The organism is Variovorax sp. OK605 (assembly GCF_900115445.1).
Lineage (GTDB): Bacteria > Pseudomonadota > Gammaproteobacteria > Burkholderiales > Burkholderiaceae_C > Variovorax.
On sequence record NZ_FOWL01000021.1, the window covers coordinates 121,873 to 141,891 of the forward strand.

At 65.6% G+C, this 20,019-nt stretch carries 18 protein-coding genes; 14 read left to right on the forward strand and 4 right to left on the reverse strand.

From position 1 onward, the window contains the following. Positions 1 to 11 precede the first annotated feature (11 nt). The 3 genes from BM013_RS35450 to BM013_RS35460 form a co-directional block, all read right to left on the reverse strand. The gene (locus BM013_RS35450; protein WP_093134119.1) at positions 12 to 1,850 is read right to left on the reverse strand and encodes a helix-hairpin-helix domain-containing protein; all 1,839 of its coding nucleotides are present in this window, start codon (positions 1,848 to 1,850) and stop codon (positions 12 to 14) included. A 225-nt stretch (positions 1,851 to 2,075) separates the two neighbouring features. Beyond that, on the reverse strand, positions 2,076 to 4,685 hold the full coding sequence (gene mgtA, locus BM013_RS35455; protein ID WP_093134122.1) for a magnesium-translocating P-type ATPase: 2,610 nt from the start codon (positions 4,683 to 4,685) through the stop codon (positions 2,076 to 2,078). Next, positions 4,682 to 5,011 (reverse strand): BON domain-containing protein, encoded by a 330-nt coding sequence (locus BM013_RS35460; RefSeq protein WP_256221840.1) that lies wholly within the window; start codon positions 5,009 to 5,011, stop codon positions 4,682 to 4,684. Before BM013_RS35460 ends, mgtA begins: the two co-directional genes overlap by 4 nt. A gap of 222 nt (positions 5,012 to 5,233) precedes the next feature. Between BM013_RS35460 and BM013_RS35465 the strand changes: the two genes are divergently transcribed. The 3 genes from BM013_RS35465 to BM013_RS35475 are packed head-to-tail and all read left to right on the forward strand — an operon-like array spanning position 5,234 to position 6,964. Continuing rightward, complete coding sequence (locus BM013_RS35465) at positions 5,234 to 6,052, forward strand: universal stress protein (protein WP_093134125.1); 819 nt, start codon at positions 5,234 to 5,236, stop codon at positions 6,050 to 6,052. Further along, positions 6,019 to 6,567 (forward strand): hypothetical protein, encoded by a 549-nt coding sequence (locus BM013_RS35470; protein WP_143098450.1) that lies wholly within the window; start codon positions 6,019 to 6,021, stop codon positions 6,565 to 6,567. Before BM013_RS35465 ends, BM013_RS35470 begins: the two co-directional genes overlap by 34 nt. Positions 6,568 to 6,589: 22 nt before the next feature. Further along, complete coding sequence (locus BM013_RS35475; RefSeq protein WP_093134130.1) at positions 6,590 to 6,964, forward strand: RT0821/Lpp0805 family surface protein; 375 nt, start codon at positions 6,590 to 6,592, stop codon at positions 6,962 to 6,964. A gap of 46 nt (positions 6,965 to 7,010) precedes the next feature. Here the strand turns inward: BM013_RS35475 and BM013_RS35480 are convergent, their stop codons facing one another. Further along, positions 7,011 to 7,841 carry a universal stress protein gene (locus tag BM013_RS35480; RefSeq protein WP_093134202.1) on the reverse strand — a complete coding sequence of 277 codons (831 nt, stop codon included), beginning with the start codon at positions 7,839 to 7,841 and terminating at the stop codon, positions 7,011 to 7,013. Positions 7,842 to 7,977: 136 nt separating this feature from the next. Here BM013_RS35480 and BM013_RS35485 point away from each other — a divergent pair, with 136 nt between their 5' ends. The 11 genes from BM013_RS35485 to BM013_RS35535 form a co-directional block, all read left to right on the forward strand. Beyond that, positions 7,978 to 9,015, forward strand: a complete 1,038-nt coding sequence (locus BM013_RS35485) for a zinc-dependent alcohol dehydrogenase family protein (RefSeq protein ID WP_093134205.1) — start codon at positions 7,978 to 7,980, stop codon at positions 9,013 to 9,015. Positions 9,016 to 9,103: 88 nt separating this feature from the next. Continuing rightward, entirely contained in the window at positions 9,104 to 9,484 is a 381-nt protein-coding gene (locus BM013_RS35490; RefSeq protein WP_093134133.1) for a hypothetical protein, read from the forward strand. 2 nt (positions 9,485 to 9,486) lie between these two features. Then, positions 9,487 to 10,173, forward strand: coding sequence for a PRC-barrel domain-containing protein (locus tag BM013_RS35495; protein ID WP_177225659.1), 687 nt, complete (start codon positions 9,487 to 9,489; stop codon positions 10,171 to 10,173). 96 nt (positions 10,174 to 10,269) lie between these two features. After that, the gene (locus tag BM013_RS35500; protein WP_093134138.1) at positions 10,270 to 10,494 is read left to right on the forward strand and encodes a hypothetical protein; all 225 of its coding nucleotides are present in this window, start codon (positions 10,270 to 10,272) and stop codon (positions 10,492 to 10,494) included. A gap of 44 nt (positions 10,495 to 10,538) precedes the next feature. Next, positions 10,539 to 11,762, forward strand: coding sequence for an SAM-dependent methyltransferase (locus BM013_RS35505; protein WP_256221841.1), 1,224 nt, complete (start codon positions 10,539 to 10,541; stop codon positions 11,760 to 11,762). A 166-nt stretch (positions 11,763 to 11,928) separates the two neighbouring features. Continuing rightward, the gene (locus BM013_RS35510; RefSeq protein WP_256221842.1) at positions 11,929 to 13,128 is read left to right on the forward strand and encodes an FAD-binding oxidoreductase; all 1,200 of its coding nucleotides are present in this window, start codon (positions 11,929 to 11,931) and stop codon (positions 13,126 to 13,128) included. 106 nt (positions 13,129 to 13,234) lie between these two features. After that, positions 13,235 to 14,071 carry a universal stress protein gene (locus tag BM013_RS35515; RefSeq protein WP_093134144.1) on the forward strand — a complete coding sequence of 279 codons (837 nt, stop codon included), beginning with the start codon at positions 13,235 to 13,237 and terminating at the stop codon, positions 14,069 to 14,071. A 10-nt stretch (positions 14,072 to 14,081) separates the two neighbouring features. Continuing rightward, positions 14,082 to 14,666: an exopolysaccharide biosynthesis protein gene (locus BM013_RS35520; RefSeq protein ID WP_177225660.1), complete on the forward strand. Its 585-nt coding sequence runs from the start codon at positions 14,082 to 14,084 to the stop codon at positions 14,664 to 14,666. Between the two features lie 65 nt (positions 14,667 to 14,731). Next, the gene (locus tag BM013_RS35525) at positions 14,732 to 17,227 is read left to right on the forward strand and encodes a cation-translocating P-type ATPase (RefSeq protein ID WP_093134149.1); all 2,496 of its coding nucleotides are present in this window, start codon (positions 14,732 to 14,734) and stop codon (positions 17,225 to 17,227) included. A 19-nt stretch (positions 17,228 to 17,246) separates the two neighbouring features. After that, positions 17,247 to 18,785, forward strand: coding sequence for a bifunctional aminoglycoside phosphotransferase/ATP-binding protein (locus BM013_RS35530; protein ID WP_093134152.1), 1,539 nt, complete (start codon positions 17,247 to 17,249; stop codon positions 18,783 to 18,785). A 335-nt stretch (positions 18,786 to 19,120) separates the two neighbouring features. Continuing rightward, positions 19,121 to 20,019, forward strand: an 899-nt coding sequence (locus tag BM013_RS35535) for a Clp protease N-terminal domain-containing protein (RefSeq protein WP_143098451.1), incomplete at its 3' end; no start/stop codon positions are given.

Below are 20,019 nucleotides of genomic sequence, written 5' to 3' on the forward strand. Positions count from 1 at the left end.
GGCGCGCGACTTCATGCGAAGGGCATGGCGGCCCCGACAGGTGATCTCGCCGGCAACTTGGGTGGCTCGGGCTTGCCCATCGTCGTCGCCAACAAGGGCCGCAGCGCCTCCAGACTGCAGGCGTTCAACACGTCGCGGGGCTCCAGCCAGCCGCGGCGCGCCTGCCCAATGCCGAATGACAGATTGTCGAAATCAAGTGCGCTGAGCGCGTTCGAGGCGATGCTCACGCGCACGCCCTCCGCGCGAGCCATCCGGCAGGCGACATCGTCCAGGTCCAACCGCATCGGATCAGCGTCGAGTTCCATGAAGCAGCCCCTCTGCCTCGCTTGGCGGATGACCCGCTGCATGTCGATGGCGCAGGCCGCGCGTACCCCGATCACTCTTCCAGTCGGATGTGCCAGGATACTGAAGCAAGGATGATCCATCGCGCGCAGGAGGCGATCGGTCTGCCGCGGAAGCGAGAGATCAAAGCCCTGGCGGATGGAGCCCACGACGAAGTCGAGGCGCCGCAGCAGCTCGAGCGGCAGCTGAAGACGACCATCCTCGAGGATCTCGACGTCCACGCCCTTGAGCACCGTGAAGCCATCGACGCTGGCGTTGAACTCGTCAATTCGATCGATCTGTCGCGCCAGCGCGCCCGCGTCCACCCCGTGACCTGGCGCGATCCAAGGCGAAGGTTCGGTTGCGGCCATGTATTGCCAGCCTCGCGCCCGTGCCGCCGCAGTCATTGCATCCAGCATGTCTCGCCCGTCGCTGCCTTTCGTTCGGGCATGGAGATCGCCACGCAGGTCGTCCAGGGTCACAAGCGAGGGCAACTGATGGGCTAAACCCGCCTCGATCTCCCCTCTGTCCTCGCGAAGTTCCGGTTCAATGAACGGCAGTCCGAGGGCTTTGTAAACGGAAGCCTCGGTTTTTCCCGCGATGCTGCGACGTGCGCGGAACAAGCCATATTCGTTGAGCTTGAGGCCTGCGTCCTGTGCGCGGCGACGCAATGCGATGTTGTGGGCCTTGGAGCCGGTGAAATACAACAGAGCGGCGCCGAAGCTCGCGGGAGCCACGACACGCAGGTCGATCTGTAAGCCGTTCGTGAGCATGATGCTCGCGCGGGTGGGCCCTTTGGCAATAACGCTCGCCACGTCCTCGGCTTGCGCGAAGCGGTGCGTGACGGTGTTGGCGGGCGTAGCCGCCACCACCAGGTCGAGGTCACCCACGGTGTCGCGCCGGCGCCTCAAGCTTCCAGCGCTGAGAGCCTTTGAGACGCCGGGTTCCTTCAAGAGGGTGGCGAGCCGTGCCGCGGCCATCTGCAGAGCCATGGGCAGCGCGAAGCGCCGCTCGGCCTGCGGTTGCGCAGCCAAAGCATCCTGAATGCGCTGTTGCGTCTTCAGCCCGATACCGCGAATGGAGACCAAGCGACCGCCAGACGCCGCGCACCGCAGGTCGGCCAGCGTGCGTATGCCGAGACCCTTTTGCAACATGCGCGCGCGCTGCGGACCGATGCCGGGCATACGCAGGAGCGCGACGATCCCGGGCGGCACCTGGGCTCGAAGCTGTTCCAGCAATGCGCAACCGCCTGAATGTACGATCTCTTCGATCCTATGCGCAAGGTCGTTGCCGATACCCGGGAGGACTTGAAGGTCCTCGCCTCGTGCCACCATGTCGCTCACGCTGCGCCCTGGACCGGCGAGTCCGCGCGCGGCGTTGCGATAGGCGCGGACACGGAAGATGCTGGCGCCGAGCAATTCGAGCAGGTCCGCGATCTCGTCAAACACGGCTGCCACGTCGTTGTTCGATGTCGCCGCCTTCGCGACTTCATTTGCCAATGAGGGCGTGGACACGACAAGCGCTCTCATGCGGGTTGGGCTCGATTCTGCAGCGGTGGCCGCGACGATGGTGCGGCGCCCCGTCCTGGTGACCGTGTGGCAGGCGCGAAACTAGGTTGTTCATGGGGCTCTCCTTCGTGTTGCCTGCCGAAGGCGCAGACAAGGCAGGACGTAAAGTGCTTCGTATACAGAATAGGCTGCACGACGCGGCAACGCTTGATGCAGCGCAACGCTTTTCCTGTCTTCGTGCGCGGGTCACGATATCGATTTGCGGCTGCGCACTGGCGCGGCAGGATGTGGAGCCGGCTTGCGCGTCGCATACTTTGTCACATGCGCGTAGAAGTGGTGCTTGGCCACCTCGGCAAGCGCCAGGTAGCCTACGAGCATGGCCGTCAGCCACGCAAAGAAGATGGCGGGCGGCGGCTCGAAGGCGAAGAAGCGCGCAAGCGGCGTGAACGGCAGAAGCAAGGCGACTGCCAGCACCGCCAAAGAGGCGACGGTGAGCGCGAGGCCTGGCCGGCTGGCCCAGGGGCGCCCGCGCGTGCGGATTACGAAGATCACCAGGACCTGCGTAGCAAGCGACTCGACGAACCACGCGGTGCGAAACAGCGGCGCTGTCGTATGCAGCACGTGAAGAAGCAGCCAGAAGGTCAGCCCATCGAAGGCCGAGCTTAGAGCGCCGAAAAGCCACATGTAGCGCCGGATGAATTTCATATCGAGTGCGCGTGGACGGCGCAGGTCGCCAGCATCGACGCGGTCCAGCGGGATGACGGACTGCGACAGGTCATACAACACGTTGTTGAGCAGGATCTGCACCGGCAGCATCGGCAAAAAGGGCAGGAACAGCGATGCGCCGGCCATGCTCAGCATGTTTCCGAAGTTCGAACTCGTGCCCATCATGATGTACTTCATGACGTTGCCGAAGGTGCGTCGGCCTTCCAGCACGCCTTCGTGCAGCACGGCGAGGTCGTGGTCGAGCATGACGATATCGGCCACCTCGCGTGCCACGTCGACTGCGCTGTCCACCGTCAGGCCCACGTCTGCCGAGCGAAGTGCCGGCGCGTCGTTGATACCGTCGCCCAGGTAGCCCACCACGTGGCCGCGCGCGCGGAGCGCCAGGATGATGCGGTTCTTCTGCGCCGGATTGACGCGGCAAAAAAGGGTTGTGCGCGCCACCCGCGCACGCAGCGCGGTCTCGTCCATGCCAGCGATCTGCTGGCCGGTGAGCATGCCCTTCACGGGAATGCGCAGCAGCGTGCACAGGTGCTGTGTCACGAGTTCGCTGTCGCCGCTGACGATCTTCACGCTGACACCGCTGGCTGCCAGCGCCGCCATCGCCTCGCCGGCACCGGCTTTTGGCGGATCGATGAAGGCGACGAATCCTGCGAACACCAACGCGCGCTCGTCGCTCACGTCGGCATGCTCGTGCTCGGTGGGCACATTGCGCCATGCCACGCCCAGCACGCGCAGGCCTTGGCGTTCCAGCGCATGGCAGCGCTCGCGCTGCTCTGCCAAAGCGTCTGCGTCGAGCGGCGCGAACGTGCGACCTTCGTCGCGCTCGAAACGATCGCACAGCGACAGCACATCGTCGGGTGCGCCCTTCAACACCAGCCAGCGCTGGTCGCCACGTGTGAGCAGCACCGACACACGGCGGCGCTCGAAGTCAAAGGGCACTTCGTCGATCTTTGTCCAGCCTTCAGTGTCCACCGTCTGCGCGAGCAGGGCTTCGTCCAGGGGACTCTTCAAGCCGCTCTCGAACGTGCTGTTGAGGCAGGCCAGCATCAGCACGCGCGAGCTGTCGCGGCCGTCGGCGCCGGCGCACTTCGCCAGGCTGATGTGCGCCTCGGTCAGGGTGCCGGTCTTGTCCGTGCACAGGACATCCATCGCACCAAGATTCTGAATGGAAGCAAGCCGCTTGACGATCACGCGGTGCTTGGCCAGACGCATCGCGCCGCGCGACAGGGTGACTGACACCACCATGGGAAGTAATTCCGGGGTGAGTCCGACGGCAAGAGCCACCGCGAATAAGAAGGATTCGAGCAGCGGGCGCTGCAACAGCAAGTTGACCAGCAGCACGAACATCACCAGCGCTGCCGTGAGGCGAACGATCATCAGCCCGAAGCGATGCATGCCCATCTCGAACGCGGTGGGCGCGGGCTCGGTCTGGATGCTGTGGGCCACTTCGCCAAGGGCGGTGTGCGCGCCGGTGGCCATCACGAGCACTTGGGCGCTGCCGCTGACCACTGTGCTGCCCATGAAGACCGCGTTCAGCGCATCCTGCAGTTCGGTGGAGGTCCCTGCCGGTGCGCTGGCCTGTTTCTCGACGGGGCTGGACTCGCCAGTGAGCAGACTCTGGTTGACGAAGAAGTCGCGCGCCTGAAGCAATCGCGCATCGGCCGGCACCCGGTCGCCCGCCGAAAGGAGCACGATGTCGCCAGGGACCAGGGCGGCTACCGAAAGCTCAAGCTGCGCTCCGTCGCGCAGAACCCGGGCCTGCAGCGCCACCGAGGCACGCAGCTTCTTGGCGGCGCTGCCGGCGCGGTGCTCCTGCACGAAGTCGAGTATCACGCTGAGCAGCACCATCAGCGCGATGATGATGGCATTGGCCGCGTCGCCGGTGGCGGCCGAGATAGCACTGGCTGCCAACAGCACCAAGACCAGCGGATTGCGCAGGCGTGCGAGAAACTGCAGCGCCAGCGAGCGGCGCGCCCTCGGCTCCAAGCTGTTGGGTCCCCAGCGCGCAAGCGCCTCCGCTGCTTGCGCGTGGGTCAGGCCCTTGGATGATTCGCCTTTCGGGTCAGCCGCACGTGCGCCCAGCCACCATGCCGCAGCCGGCGGGGGTGGGCCATCGAATCGGGGGGTCACCGCAACTCGATGTCGTTGATGACGCCATTCACACCTTTCGTCGAACGCGCGATGGATTCGGCGACAAAGCGCTGCAGACCAGACTTGACGAAGCCGCTGAGCTGCACCCGGCCCTTGAAGGTCTCCACATGAACTTGCATGGTGCTCACCTCCCTGTAGGCGAGCAGATCGGCCTTGATGCGCGCGGTGATAACAGCGTCGTCCACGTACTCCCCGGTGCTTTCGCGCAGGGTGGACCCTGCGCAGCCTGCCAAGATCAGCGCAAAGGCGAGAAACAAAGCGCAAGCGGTTCGCGGCATCGAAAAGGCGGGACGAAATATGACCATGGGCAGGAGGGTCGAACCCCGAGGCTAGGCCTCCAGCTATGCACCGGGCTTGCGCCCGATCAAGCCTCGCCGCCGTCGAGGACCGACGGAGTTCGCGACAGGTTGACGCAGCGCAAGGCCCTGCGCGGTGGAAAGCTTAAGGTGCAAGGCAGTTGCGCCGCGCCTTTGCGTGCGCCCGGTCAAGGAGCTCTCATGCAAACGCAAAACTTAACGCATTCAGATATGCCGAGATCCATCCTGCTTCACCTCGACAGCTCGGCGCGCACGGTGGAACGCATCCGCGTGGCGCGACAGGTCGCTCAGGCCTTCGATGCGCAAGTCAGGGCGCAGCCCTGCACCTTGTCTGCTCTCGCGCGCTACCCCTTCGCCATCGAGGCGGCGGCCGAGGCGGTGGCGATCATGCAGGAGGTGGACAAGTCCGCACGTGACAGGATGCACGACACCTTCGTGACGCAAGCCGCGGGCGCGCCGTGCCTGCACTGGTGCGAACCTGAGAACGACGGCCCCTGGTCCTTTGCGAGGCACGCGCTGTATGCCGACCTGATGGTGCTTGGACAACGCGACCGCAACGACCCGATGGACGGCGAGCTGCCCGGTGACTTCGTGCCCAGCGTTCTTGTGCAGAGCGGACGCCCAGCGCTCGTGCTGCCTTACGCGGGCACGATTGTGCCCATCGGTCGCAACGTGCTGGTGGCCTGGAAAGAGAGCCGTGAAGCCGCGCGCGCCGTGAGTGCGGCGTTGCCCTGGCTGCGCACCGCCTCGCGCGTGCATGCGGTGAGCTATGGCCGCAACGCCGAGGCCGCACTGAACGCGCTGCAGGACTACTTGCGCGCGCATGGCGTTGTGAACGCCACGCTGCATCCTGGTGGCGACAACGACGAAGACGCGGGCAACAAGCTCCTGTCCCTGGGGGCCGACCTGGGTGCCGACCTGATGGTGATGGGTTGCTACGGCCACAGTCGTGCGCGCGAATGGGTAATGGGCGGGGCCACCCTGTCGATCCTCCAGTGGATGACCTTGCCGGTGCTGATGTCGCACTGATGCCACGCGCAAGTTTGATGCCGCGCAAGCCCGTGGCAGTGCTGTTCCAGCATCAGGCGATCTGCAACCCTCTTCCAGGATTCACCGTGGCTAATGACCTCAGCTTTCCCCTGGCACTTTGCAAGGCGCAGTGGAGCATCTGGCTGCACACGCTCGAGATGCTCGAAAGCTTGGGGGCCCACGTGCTGGAGGGCCAAGCCGCGCAGGCCCGCGCCGGGGTCGATGAGGTGATGCGTGCCGAGGACTGGCACTCACTCGCGCTGACGCCGGTGCATGCGCTTTTGCGTGCGCCGCGCCCGCAGCCGGTATATGCGGCATTGCAGCCGACGCCGTCTGCACCGGCGGCGTCCCCGGTTCCCTCGCCCGGGGCTCGCGCCACGCCGATGTCGCGACGCAGCGAGGTTCAGGATGCGCTCCACACGCTTCACGATGCGTTGGGCGCCAGAAGAGCGGCAAGCCGCCATGGCACTGCGAAAGCGGCAGGCAAAGCGGCTGCGCGCAGGCGCAAGACATGATCTCGGCGCATGGGAGACGTGAATGAAGCGAGGACTGACCCTTTTGCTCACCTGCCTTGCCGTCCTGCAAGTCGGCTGCGCCAGCCGAGAGCGTTCGGTCACGCTCATCGGTGCTTTCCCGGGGGCAGGCCTTGGTAGCGTCGCTGCCCGCGCCATGGACGAGGCCGACCGCCGCGAGGCGGCACGTGCATTGGAGTCGACACGCGATGGCCAGAGTGCGAGTTGGCGCAACCGGGCCACTGGCGACAGCTTCGCGTTGACGCCGACCCTCGCCGCGGAGCAGTGCGGGCGTACCTGCCGCGAGTTCATCCTGGAAGCTTCGGTGGGCGGTCGCGTCGACAAGATCTTCGCCAGCGCTTGTCGGCAGGACGACGGCAACTGGCGGTTCCCGGGCTGAGTGGCGCGACCGGAAGGAGGCTGCGCATTACTCCCGCTGTCTGCACTCAGTGCGCCATCCAAACCGGCACGGTGGCGTCTGCCAGCACGGTTCGGGTCGCACCGCCCAGGACAAGTTCGCGCGCGCGGCTGTGGCCGTAGGCCCCCATCACGAGAAGGCCTGCGCCGACCCGCGTCGCCAGCCTCAGCAGCGCCTCTCCGGCATTCCTCTCCTGCAGTGTGCGGTGCTCGTGCATTCGCTCGATGCCATGCATGCGCAGAAAAATGCGCAGCGCGAGCATCGGAGGCACCGGGTCGTCGGGGCCCGCGGCGGCGACAAGGTGTACTTCCTCTGCAGACTGCAGCAAGGGAAGCGCGGCGCTCAGCGCATGCGCTGATTCGCGGGTTGCGCGCCACGCCACCAACACCTTCTCGGGCTTCGGCGAGGCGCTGCCGGACAGCGGAACGACCAATGCCGGCTTGCCGCTGGCGAGCACTACAGCCTCGATGAAGTCCACGGGCACGTCGAAACCGCTTGCGTCCCGCGTGTCGCGCTGGCCCAACACCATCAGGTCGCACGTCAGCGCTCGCTGCACGAAGCGTTCGATCACCGGCTCCCCGCGCATCTCCCGCCAGTCGCAGCGGGTGGGGTGGTGCAGCAGCAAGCGCTCGAACAGGGCCAGCGCTCGTTCGCGGTGGTCCGGATCGATCTCGCCGCCAAGAGGCATTGGAGGTGGCCCGCCCATCATCGGCAGCACTGTCAGCACGCGCGGTGAGACGGCGAAAAGCGCCGTTAGTGAAGCGCCGTGTGCGGCCGCGAGTCCGTGCGCGAGTTGTAGCCGCGCCTCGGCGCGGGTCGTGCCATCCAGATGGACGAGAATGGATCGAAGCGTGTTCATCCCGGGCATGCTCTGCCCGAACGCGGGCGCTTGGGTTGCGCTGGCGCAAATCGCGCATGGATCGAGGTCTACGCCTTGTTCGCATTCCTTGCGCTGGCGCAACACCGGGCTTGGCGAGCGGGCCTACCGTGAGGGCATGAAAGCACTCGTCTACAACGGCCCCGGCCTCAAGTCCCTGGAAGATCGTCCCAAGCCCGTGCTGCAGGCGCCCGGCGACGCGATCATCCGGATCCTCAAGACCACGATCTGCGGCACCGACCTGCACATCCTCAAGGGAGACGTGCCGAGTTGCACGCCCGGGCGCATCCTCGGGCACGAGGGCGTAGGCGTGGTCGAGAGCGTGGGCGCCGGCGTCACGGCATTCCAGACGGGTGACCATGTGCTGATTTCGTGCATCTCCTCTTGCGGCAAGTGCGAGTACTGCCGCCGCGGCATGTATTCGCACTGCACCACTGGCGGCTGGATACTGGGCAACACGATCGACGGCACACAGGCGGACTACGTGCGCATTCCTCATGCCGACACCAGCCTGTACCCCGTGCCGCGAGGGGCGGACGAAGAGGCACTTGTCATGCTCAGCGACATCTTGCCCACCGGCTTCGAGTGCGGCGTGCTCAACGGCAAGGTCGCCCCAGGCAGCACGGTTGCCATCGTGGGTGCCGGGCCGATCGGCCTGGCCACGTTGCTCACGGCACAGTTCTACTCACCCGCGCAGATCATCCTGGTTGACTTGGACGATTCCCGCCTCGAGGTGGCAAGCCGGTTCGGCGCGACCCACACGGTGAACAGCGGCGATGGCCGCGCGGCCGAGGCCGTGCTCGCGCTGACCGGGGGCCGCGGCGTGGACGTGTCGATCGAGGCGGTGGGCATACCAGCTACCTTCGTGTTGTGCCAGGACATCGTGGCGCCTGGCGGAATCATCGCCAACATCGGCGTGCATGGGCATTCAGCAGAGTTGCACCTGGAGCGGCTGTGGTCGCAGAACATCGCGATCACGACGCGGCTGGTCGACACCGTCTCCACTTCAATGTTGTTGAAAACGGTCCAGTCCCGGCAGGTGGATCCTGCGCGACTGATCACCCACCGTTTCAAGCTGGACGATGTGCTCCAAGCCTACGACACCTTCGCGCACGCAGCGGAGACGCACGCACTCAAGGTGATCATCGAAGCCTGACGCAGCGAACGCAGCCGCTCACACCTTGTTCGGCTTCGTGGTCCCCTTTGTTAGTACTCGAACCCACTCTGCTTCAGAAAGCAACGCCATGCCTTTTCACCACGCCGTCCTCTGGATCGACCACCACTCTGCGCAACTGCTGCAGTTCGACGCCACCCAGGTGCTTGAGCGGCAGGTCAAGTCTCATGTGCACTACACCCGTCAGCACGGCAGCGCCGTTCGCAGTGAGCATGAATTCTTCGGCGAAGTGTGCGATGCGCTGCGCGACAATGCGCAAGTGCTGGTCGCCGGGTCACATAGTGCGCAGGCCGATTTCCGGCACTACGTCGAGAAGCACCGCGCTGAAGTGGCGCCGCGCCTGGCGGGCTGGGAGATCACAGAGCGCATGAGCGCCAACGAACTTGTGGCCTTCGCCCGGCGCTATTTCACGCTGCATGACGGTATGGCAATGCCCATGAAGGCTGGATGAGCATGCACCGGTTCACGTTGTTCTCTCAATGCACCGCGGTCTTCGCCGTCGCAATGGTCTTCGCCGTGATCGACGGCGCCCATGCCCAGGTGGCCGGTTCCATCCCCACCGCGGCTGAACGCACCGAGCCCAATCAGGTAGTCACGGGGTGGAGCGCCAGGCAAAGCCTCCTGGGGCGAGAGGTCTACAACGCCGAGGGCGAGCGGTTGGGGAAGGCGCTCGATCTGATCGTCGGCACCGACATGCGTGTGTCGTTCGTGGTGATCGCGCTCGGCCTCCGGTTGGGGACTGCCCAGGACACCGTTGCAGTACCTGCCGGGCAGTTGCGCGTGCAGGGCAGTCGCTTGGTGCTGGCGGATTCGACGCGGCGGTCGTTGGCCGCGCAGCCGGTGTTCCTCTATGCACCCATCACGCGCACGCAGAGTCTGGTTGTCGAGCGAGCGCAGCGCGAGGTGGACAGGTCGCGGTTGGCACTGGCCACGCTTGAACGCCAAGCGGAGCAAGCCAGCGGCGAGGACAAGGTGCGCGCAGAGCAACGGATCGCGCAACTGCGCAGCAGCCAGCGGGCCGTGCAGGACAGGGTGGCCGAGTTGGATGCTGCTGGTGCCGCGCAGTGGCAGGCGGTGGAGGCACAAGTGGGCCAGGCCTCGGCGCGTCTGCGCGAGGCGATGCGCAACTCCGCGCTTTAAGCGCCGCGCTGGGATGGCCCTGGCCTCGGGCTTGATCTGTGTCAAGCAGCACGGCCGGTGAGCTCCTAGCATGGGATTTTGCAATTGGAGACAGCGATGCTCAATAAAGCTTCCACGACGACCGCTGGTCCCGCTTTCGGTGCCGGCTACTTTCAGACCATGCTGAACTGGCAGTTGATCGTCGGCAACAGCTTGCTGGCAGCACAGCGAGAACAGTGGGAGATGCTGGCGGCATGGCAGCGCTCGGTCGGCGCACTGCAGCGCGACGTGGCAGACCGCTGGATCTGCCGCTTTGGCGGCGGCGTGCCGCTGGACGGCTAGCCCATCGCCATGCGTGCCGCCCCGGCCGCGTCCTGATCGCTTCCATGATGCTGTCTCAAGCCCTGCGTCACGTGCTCGAGGGGCTCGGGCGCCGCGCATCGGTCTGCTTCGCGGTCGTCCTTCCGGATGGCGAGCACATTCCGGTGGGCGAAGGCGTGCCGACGTTCACCGTCGTCTTCCATACCGACGCCGCCTTGTTGGCCGTCAGCGCTCGCGGTCACATCGGTCTCATGGAGGCGTACTTCGACCAGCATGTCGATGTCGAAGGGAATTTCGGGGCCGCCCTTGCGGCTGGCTTGGCCGCCGGCCTGGACCAGCAAGGCGGTGCGCTTAACGGCCTCGAGAACGGCCTTCACGAGTTGCGACACTCCAACCGCGACCCGGCTCATGCCAAGGCCAATGCGCGTGCCCACTACGGCCTGGGCACCGGTTTCTACCGACCCTGGCTCGACGATCCGCTCATGATGTACACCTGCGGCTATTGGCCCGAAGGCACGACGAGTCTGGAGCAGGCACAGCGCCAGAAGATCGACCATGTGTGCCGCAAGATTCGGCTTCAGTCCAAGGACCGGTTCGTCGACATCGGCTGTGGCTTTGGCGGGTTCATGTTCCAGGCGCAGGAGAAGATCGGTGCCACTGGAGTGGGGCTCAACACCACGAGCGAGCAGGTCGAATGGCTTCGCGACGAGATCGAGCGTCGTGGTCTGGAGGCCTCGTTGACCGTGCGGGAGTGTGACTTTCGCGACGTTGACACGCAGTACGACAAAGTCGTGTCCATCGGCACGCTGGAGCACGCTGGGCGCGACCAGTTGGCGGAGGTGATCGGCGCCCATGCGCGATTTTTGAAGCCTGGCGGTCTCGGCATCCTGCATTTCATTGGTCATGTGGGGCATTTCGAGACGGAATTGTTCATCCGCAAGCATGTGTTTCCTGGGGGCTGGATTCCCAGCCTGGCGGACGTGCTCGTGGAGATGGAGCGCTGCGGCCTCGAGGTGTTGGACGTGGAAAACCTGCGCCGGCACTATGCCCCCACGCTCGATGCGTGGGCTGCGCGCTTCGAGCAGCACTGGCCTGCGATCCAGCGGCTCGACGAAAACCGCTTCAACGAGCGTTTCCGCCGCGTGTGGCGCACATACCTGATAGGCTGCGCCGAGATGTTCCGTTCTCCGGCGGGCTATACCCACCTGTTCCAGATCGTTTTCAGCAAGGGCAACGTGACGGCGCAGAACTATCCGATGAGCCGAGCTCATCCCTATGAGCCTCATTGAGGAAAGGCGTGCGCATGAAGCGCGCCGGGACCGGCTCCAGGCCCAGTTGGACGGCTTGCAGCAAGTCGGCGCGGCTGGATCGCGCGGGTCGGCGCCACTCGGGCTGGCCAAGCGCACGTCCAACTTGTTTCGCGACCGCGGCCCAGGACCGCGACATCGACTTGACATGAGCGAGTTCGACCACGTGGTGGGCGTCGACAACGGGTGCGGCACGGTGGAGGTCGAGGGCATGACCACCTACGACGCGCTGGTTGCCCAGACGCTGCAACATGGGATGATGCCGGCAGTGGTACCGCAGCTGAAGACCATCACGGTGGGCGGGGCGGTGGCCGGCGTGGGCATCGAGGCGACGTCGATGCGCCAGGGGCTCGTGCACCATACGATGCTTGAACTGGACGTGCTGCTGCCCGGTGGCGGCATCGTTCACTGCACACCCGACAATGAGCACCGCGACCTGTTCTTCGGGTTTCCCAATTCCTATGGCTCGCTCGGCTACGCCGTGCGGCTGGTGTTGCGCACGGTGCCGGTGCGACCGTTCGTGCGCGTGGAACATATCGCGTACGCCCGGCCCGCTGACTTCTTCGCCGCGCTGTCGGAGGCTTGCGAGGGCGACGCCGACTTCGTCGACGGGGTCGTGTTCGGTCCGTATTCCCAGGTGCTGAACGTGGCGCGATTCGAAGACACCGCGCCATGGGTCAGCAACTACGAGTTCCGCGACATCTACTATCGCTCATTGCTGCGAATGCCCCTCGACCACCTCAGCGTGCACGACTATTTGTGGCGCTGGGACACCGACTGGTTCTGGTGTTCGCGCAACTTCGGCGCGCAGAACCCGCTGGTGCGCCGCATGTTCGGACGAGCCCATCTCAACTCGCGCACCTACACGCAGCTCATGCGCATCGACGCGCGGTGGGGCCTGAGCCGGCATTGGGCGCACTGGCGCGGGCTGCACACCGAATCGGTGATTCAGGACGTCGACGTTGCGCTGAGCGCGGCGCCTGCGTTTCTCGACTTCCTTCAGCGCGAAATAGGCATCCTGCCGGTGTGGATCTGCCCGGTGCATGTACCCGATCCGAGCGCGCGCTTCGCGTTGTATCCGCTGGCGCCGGGCACGTTGTACGTGAACTTCGGCTTCTGGGATGTTGTGTCGGGCCGCGACTCGCACGAAGCGGGGCATTTCAATCGCCTCGTCGAACTGGAGGTGCTGCGCCTGGGGGGCATCAAGTCGTTGTACTCCCAGAGCTTCTTCACCAGGGAGGAATTCGACCGTAGCTACGGGGCGGAGGTTTACGCGGTGCTCAAGCGCCGTTATGACCCCGAGGGGCGTGCTTCGCACGTGTATGACAAGTGCGTGCGCGGGCGCTGATTTGATGGCGCGCAATGCTCCCGGGTCGGCGCCGGCCCATGATTCACAAGTCGGCCGTTTCGGCTTCCTGCGTCGTGCCCGGCGCGCCATTCTTCGAGGACCTCCCATGAACTACAGAACCATCCTCGTGCACTTGGACCAGTCGCTGCGCAGCCCGGTGCGCGCGGCGCTGGCGACCCGTTGGGCACGCGCGCACGAAGGCCACCTCATCGCGCTGCTGCCCACAGGACTTCTAGATGGCGTGATCCCGGCAGATGCCATTCCTACCGGCATGTCGGACTACATCGCAGAATCGGCCGACTACCTGCGGCGGCGCGCTGAAGGGATCTCACGTGAGTTCCGCGAGGGCATCGAGCGTACGGGAGGGCTGTCGTACGACGTTCGAATGGTCGACGGCGCGACGGTCGATGCGGTGGTGCGCCACGGGCGAGCGAGCGATCTCGTGGTGCTGGGGCAGGGCGAGGACGCCAGCGACACCGTGGTTCGCGGGCTGGCCGGGCAGGTGTTGATGGATGTGGGGTGTCCGGTGTTGGTCGTGCCGTCAGCCGGGACGTTCGATGAGAAGACTATGCATGCCCTGGTGGCATGGGACGGCTCGCGGGAAGCCGCCGTGGCGCTGCACGCCGCGCTGCCGGCCTTGCGGCGCACGGCGCGGGTCACGCTTTTGTCGCTGCTTCATCCGGGCCAAAGCGGTGCCACGTTGCCGCTGGCGGTTCCGGAGATGATCCAGTTCCTGCTGCGTCATGGCGTGCAGGCCGTGGCACAGAGCGAAGTGACCGAGATCAGCGTCGCCGACGCGTTGCTGTCGCGCGCGGCAGATCTGGGCGCCGACCTGCTCGTGATGGGGGGCTACAGCCATTCACGGCTGCGCGAGCGCATGCTGGGCGGTGTGACGCGACAGATCCTCTCGCAGATGACGCTGCCGGTCCTGATCGCTCATTGAGGTAGTGACAGTGACGGCGGGCGCCGACGTCTGGGTGGACAGGCTGGACGAACTGGCGCGCAGCAACGAGAGCGAACGGGTGTCGATCGCCGAGGTGCTTGCCGCAGCCGGGGAGGGTGGCCTCGCAGCCGTGATCCTCTTGCTGGCTTTGCCGAACACGCTGCCCTCGCTGCCCGGCATGTCGACGGTCTTCGGGCTGCCGCTGCTGCTGTTCACGGCACAGCAGGCGTTGGGACAGTGCGCATGGCTGCCAAGATGGCTCGCGCGAAAGACGCTCGCGCGTGCGCAGTTGCGCGTGCTGACGTCGCACCTGGGAAGGCTGGCTGTCTGGAGCAGCGGCTGCACGCGGGTGCGACTGCACGACTTTGCCGGCCCGTTGGCCATGCGCTTGGCGGGTGTGGTCGGCTTCGCGGTCGCGGTGCTGTTGGTGCTTCCCTTTCCGCTGGTGAACATCCCCAGTGGCGTGACGCTGAGCCTGATGGCGTTCGGCGGCTTGCGCGGTGACGGCGCGGCGGTGCTCCTGGGCTTCGCCTGCGGCATTGCCACGCTTGTGCTGGCAGTCGGCGTGGTGTGGAGCGCATGGGTGCTGTTTTGATGTAAATCAAGGCGGCTCCGGTGCGCGCTGGCAAGCTGTGGGCCAGCCATCGAGGAGCATCATCCGTGAGCGATACCGACAGTGCGGGCCTGACCGACGCCGAAGCCGCGCATCGCCTCCTCCGCGATGGTCCCAACGTCCTGCCGTCCGCGCATCACAGGGGCTTGACCCGCATCGCGTGGGCGGCATTCACCCAGCCGATGTTCATGCTGCTGTTGACCACCGCGGCGCTCTACGCGGTGCTTGGAAGCCTCGGCGACGCCGGAATGCTGCTGTTGTCAGTGGCAGCGGTGGGTGGGCTTTCGATCTATCAGGAGCAGCGCACCGAACGCGTGCTGCAATCGCTCAGGGACCTGTCGAGTCCGCGCAGCACGGTCGTGCGTCAAGGCCGCGCCCTGCGCATCGCGAGCAGGGAGCTGGTATGCGGCGATCGCCTGCTGGTGAACGAAGGTGACCGGATGTCAGCGGATGCCCGTGTGCTTGAGTCGATGGGCCTTCAGGTCGACGAATCGCTGCGGACCGGCGAGTCCATGCCGTTGCGCAAATGCCGCGGCGCCGAGCGTGCAGGTGACTGTGGCCGGCTGTACGCCGGGAGCCTGGTCGTGCGCGGCGACGGCGTGGCCGAGGTGACCGGCATCGGCGCGGACACCGCGCTGGGTGCCATCCATGGCTCGCTCGCGGAACTTGCGCCGCGCACCAGCCGTTTGCAGGACGAGTTGCAGTTGTTGGTGCGGCGTGTGGCTTGGCTCGCCGCGTTCACTTGCATCGCCGCAGCCGCAATGTTCGGCTTGCGCGAGGGATCCTGGACCCAGGGCCTGCTGGTCGGTCTGACTCTCGCGATGTCGTTGATCCCCGAAGAGTTCGCGGTCGTCTGGAGCGTGATGCTGGCCCTGGGCAGCTGGCGCCTGGCGCGTTCCAACGTGCTGACGCGCCAGCCACAGGCCATCGAGGCGCTTGGTACAGCGACTGTGCTTTGCGTGGACAAGACCGGGACGCTGACGCAGAACCGCATGGCGCTCGTGGCGCTGCACGATGGCCAGACCCACGACCGGCCGAGCCCGCAAACTGTGCTGGTGCCCAGCTTCCAGCGCCTGCTACAAGGCGCCTTGCGCGCGAGCAGCCCGGGGGGGGCGGAGCCCATGGATCATGCAGTGCGGACCAGGGCAGAGGCTGCCGCGCTGAGCGTCGGCGAGGGCTGGACCGCCGCCGCCCACCGCGGTGTACGCGAAGGCGCGCCCTATGTCGTCCACTGGTGGCGCAACCCCGAGATCCGAGGGGCAAACACACAAATGGCTGTGGTCAAGGGCGCAGCCGAGGCCGTCCTCCAACTGTGCGGCGGCGATCCGAACGTCCTCCAGCGCTTGCGCGAAGCCGCGGACCTGTGGAGTGCGACCGGCCTGCGCGTTCTGGCCGTCGCCGAAGGCGATGCGTTGCGTCCAGGCGAAGACGCCATGCTGCCTTCGGGCACGCAGCTCGTCCCGTTGGGCTTGCTGGGGTTCATGGACCCCTTGCGCGCAGAGGTGCCCGGGGCCATTGCGGAATGCAGCAGAGCCGGTGTGCGGGTGGTGATGATCACTGGCGACGCTGCGCTCACCGCCGAGTCGATCGCACGGCAGGCCGGGCTGATCGGCAGGGGGGCGGCTCACGTGGTCAGAGGCGCCGAGCTGGCCGCCATGGACGAGGAGGCGCTGCGCGCCTGCGTGCGCGAGGTGCAGGTGTTCGCCCGTGTCGATCCGGCCCAGAAGCTGCGCATCGTGCGTGCGCTCCAGCAGCAGGGTGAGGTCGTGGCAATGACCGGCGACGGAGTGAACGACGCACCGGCGTTGAAGGCTGCCGACATCGGCGTTGCAATGGGCCGGCGTGGCACCGACGTGGCGAGAGAAGCCGCTTCGCTCGTGCTGCTGGACGACAACTTTGCCTCGCTGGTTGAGGCGGTGCGCGCCGGTCGGCGGATCTTCACCAACCTGCGCAAGGCGTTGGGCTACCTTTTCGCGGTGCACGTGCCCATCGTGGGCGTGGCGTTGATTCCCGTTGTGCTTGGAGGCCCTGTGCTGTTGTTGCCGCTGCACGTGGTGCTGCTCGAGTTGCTGATCGACCCGGCATGCTCACTGGTGTTCGAAGCTGAGCCCGCTCCCGATGACATCATGAGCGTGCCGCCCCGTGCGAAGGGCGATGCGCTTTTTTCTCTCGCGTCTGCCGGGCGCGCGCTGGCCCTTGGCACATTGGTGTTTGCCGGCGTGGCGCTGGTGCAATGGGTTTGCCATTGGCAGGGGGCATCGCCGGAGATGCTTCGCATGGCCAGTCTCGGGTCCATTGTGTTTGGCAACCTGGTGCTGCTGCTGTGGTTTCGTAGCCTCGGTGCCCGTGGTCATGCGCATGGCAACGCTGTGTTCTGGATGTTGCTTTTGGGCGTCTGCGCGGTGTTTTCCGTCTTGATTGCCGTGCCAGGTGCGGGGTCCGTGTTCGGCCCACCTGCCGATCTGTCGCCTTGGGCGTGGGGGCTGGCCGTGCCCGCGGGCTGGGCGGGTTGGCGATGGCTCGCTCTTGCGCGAAAGCGCTGAACACACGAGGGCACTCAGAATGGACACCACACTGGTCAACGCACTGCGAGACTTGCTGCACCGCGACACCGGCGCGCCTGTCGAGTTGGTGGAGACGCACATCTCCTGGGTGCTCTTGACGGCGTCGCATGCCTACAAGCTCAAGAAGCCGGTGCGCTTGTCCTTCCTGGATTTCTCCAGCCTGGAGGCGCGCAAGCATTTTTGTGAAGAGGAGTTGCGGCTGAACCTGCGCTTTGCACCGTCGATCTATCTTGACGTCGTGCCCGTATGCGGCTCGCGAGAATCGCCACAACTTGGCCTCGCAGGTGCGCCTGTCGACTATCTGGTGCATATGCGCCGTTTTGCGGCGTCCTCACTGATGCGAGAACTATTGGTGTCTGGCCAGATCGAGGCCCGGCAGGTTGACGCATTGGGGCAGCGGCTCGCGCAATGGCATGCAGTGGCGCCGCGGTGGAGGCCGCCGCCTGCCTATGGCAGTGCCGATCTGGTCGGACAGGCCATCACTGACGTGATTGCCTCGGTCGCTGCCTGTATCGCGCCAGACGATGAGCCTCATCTCGCAGGCGTTCGCAGTTGGCTGCAACAACAGGCCGGTATTCACCGCGACGCGTGGGGCCATCGGTTGCAGCGTGGCGCGGTACGCGAATGCCATGGCGACCTGCACATGGCCAATGTGGCCCTGGTCGATGATCTGCTCACGCCGTTTGACTGCATCGAGTTCGATCCTGCGCTGCGATGGATCGACGTGATGAGCGACGTTGCCTTCCTTGTCATGGATCTGAAGGCTCACGGCCACAGTGACCTGGCCTTCCGCTTTTTGGACGCGTGGCTTCAGCACAGCGGTGACTACGAAGGGTTGCCGGTGCTGCGATTCTATGAAGTCTACCGGGCGCTCGTGAGGTACATGGTCGTTGGGATGGGGCCGAGGAAATCCCCGGGGCCGGCCTACCTCGAGTGTGCGGCCAGGCTGATGCGGCCGTCCAGCGGAGGCCCCCGGCTGCTCATCACTCACGGTTTCTCCGGCTCGGGAAAATCCACCATCGCCTTGCAGCTGTTGAGCGCGACCGGTGCGATTCGCCTGCGCTCGGACGTCGAGCGTAAGCGTCTGTTTGGCCTTCGGCCGCTGGCCAGCTCGGCGGCACAGGGATTCGACATCTACGGTGTGGACGCGACCCAGAAGACCTTTGATCGTCTCTGTGCCTGTGCGCGCCAGGTCCTGCTGGCAGGCTACCCGGTGATCGTGGATGCGGCATTTTTGCGCAGTGCCGAGCGGCGTCGCTTCGAGGAACTGGCGCGCGAGCTCCAACTACCATTCACGGTTTTGCATTGCCGCGCCAGCGACGCCACGTTGCGCTGCCGCGTGGCGCAGCGTGCCGCGAAGGCGGCAGACGCGTCGGAGGCCGGACTCGAGGTGCTGGCAGCGCAACTGCAGCGACACGAACCACTGCGCGGAGATGAGATCGAACAGGTCATTGAAGTCATGACCGACAGACCTTTTGACATCGCGGCACTCGCGGCCCGCTGGCGCGCCGCCCGAATCCCGGACTGTCGAAGCTGAACCGTTGTTCACAGCGTCGCGCGATTCGTACAACGCCGCCGCGAAAGTCAGATGCACCCGCTCCCTGGGCACGGGAGAGGCTGCGTCGCTGGAGGTTATGGACTCAAGGCGTTGACTGCTTGCACGTTCGTCGGGCCGCGCGTCCCCTGACGTTCGTCTGCCCGAGCATTCGTTCAGTGAGACGGCGAATTCCTTGTCTTGCGGTCCTCAATGATGGCTTCGTTGTCTTTGTCAGGCCAAAACAGACTGTCGAAAGCTTGTGCCAGCGCAATTCGCCGGTGAGCCATGCGCGCAGACTCGCTCGTTGCACGACTGCGGCAACACGTGGAACTTACATGCGACAAGACAAACTCACCACCAAATTTCAGGAAGCACTGGGCGACGCCCAGTCGCTCGCGCTGGGCAACGACAACGCCTACATCGAACCGGCCCACCTGCTGGTCGCGATGCTGCGCCAGGACGATGGCCCGCGCGCCCTGCTGGAGCGTGCCGGCGTCAACGTGCCGGGGTTGCTGCAGGCCGCCGAAGGCGCCATCAAGAAACTGCCCCAGGTGCAGGGCCACGACATCGTGCAGGTCGGCCCCGAGCTCAACAAGCTGCTGCAGGCCACCGAGAAAGAGTCGATCAAGCGCAATGACCAGTTCATTGCCGGCGAACTCTTCCTGCTCGCGCTGGCCGACAGCAAGGCCGACATCGGCAAGCTCGCCAAGGAAAACGGCCTGAGCCGCAAGTCGCTCGAGTCCGCCATCGACGCCGTGCGCGGTGGCCAGGGCGTGAACAGCGCCGACGCCGAAGGCCAGCGCGAAGCCCTCAAGAAATACTGCATGGACCTCACCGAGCGCGCCCGCCTGGGCAAGCTCGACCCGGTCATCGGCCGCGACGAGGAAATTCGCCGCGCCATCCAGGTGCTGCAACGCCGCACCAAGAACAACCCGGTGCTCATCGGCGAACCCGGCGTGGGCAAGACCGCCATCGTCGAAGGCCTCGCGCAGCGCATCGTCTCGGGCGAAGTGCCCGAGTCGCTGCTGGGCAAGCGCGTGCTGTCGCTGGACATGGCCGCGCTGCTCGCGGGCGCCAAGTTCCGCGGCGAGTTCGAGGAGCGCCTGAAGACCGTGCTCAACGAACTCGCGAAGGACGAAGGCCAGACCATCGTCTTCATCGACGAGCTGCACACCATGGTCGGCGCCGGCAAGGCCGAGGGCGCGATGGACGCGGGCAACATGCTCAAGCCGGC

Coding starts and splice junctions, on each gene's coding strand:
- BM013_RS35450 (WP_093134119.1), bottom strand. CDS start 1,850: ATGAGAGCGCTTGTCGTGTCCACGCCCTCATTGGCAAATGAAGTCGCG.
- BM013_RS35460 (WP_256221840.1), bottom strand. CDS start 5,011: ATGGTCATATTTCGTCCCGCCTTTTCGATGCCGCGAACCGCTTGCGCT.
- BM013_RS35465 (WP_093134125.1), top strand. CDS start 5,234: ATGCCGAGATCCATCCTGCTTCACCTCGACAGCTCGGCGCGCACGGTG.
- BM013_RS35475 (WP_093134130.1), top strand. CDS start 6,590: ATGAAGCGAGGACTGACCCTTTTGCTCACCTGCCTTGCCGTCCTGCAA.
- BM013_RS35480 (WP_093134202.1), bottom strand. CDS start 7,841: ATGAACACGCTTCGATCCATTCTCGTCCATCTGGATGGCACGACCCGC.
- BM013_RS35485 (WP_093134205.1), top strand. CDS start 7,978: ATGAAAGCACTCGTCTACAACGGCCCCGGCCTCAAGTCCCTGGAAGAT.
- BM013_RS35490 (WP_093134133.1), top strand. CDS start 9,104: ATGCCTTTTCACCACGCCGTCCTCTGGATCGACCACCACTCTGCGCAA.
- BM013_RS35495 (WP_177225659.1), top strand. CDS start 9,487: ATGCACCGGTTCACGTTGTTCTCTCAATGCACCGCGGTCTTCGCCGTC.
- BM013_RS35500 (WP_093134138.1), top strand. CDS start 10,270: ATGCTCAATAAAGCTTCCACGACGACCGCTGGTCCCGCTTTCGGTGCC.
- BM013_RS35505 (WP_256221841.1), top strand. CDS start 10,539: ATGATGCTGTCTCAAGCCCTGCGTCACGTGCTCGAGGGGCTCGGGCGC.
- BM013_RS35510 (WP_256221842.1), top strand. CDS start 11,929: ATGAGCGAGTTCGACCACGTGGTGGGCGTCGACAACGGGTGCGGCACG.
- BM013_RS35515 (WP_093134144.1), top strand. CDS start 13,235: ATGAACTACAGAACCATCCTCGTGCACTTGGACCAGTCGCTGCGCAGC.
- BM013_RS35530 (WP_093134152.1), top strand. CDS start 17,247: ATGGACACCACACTGGTCAACGCACTGCGAGACTTGCTGCACCGCGAC.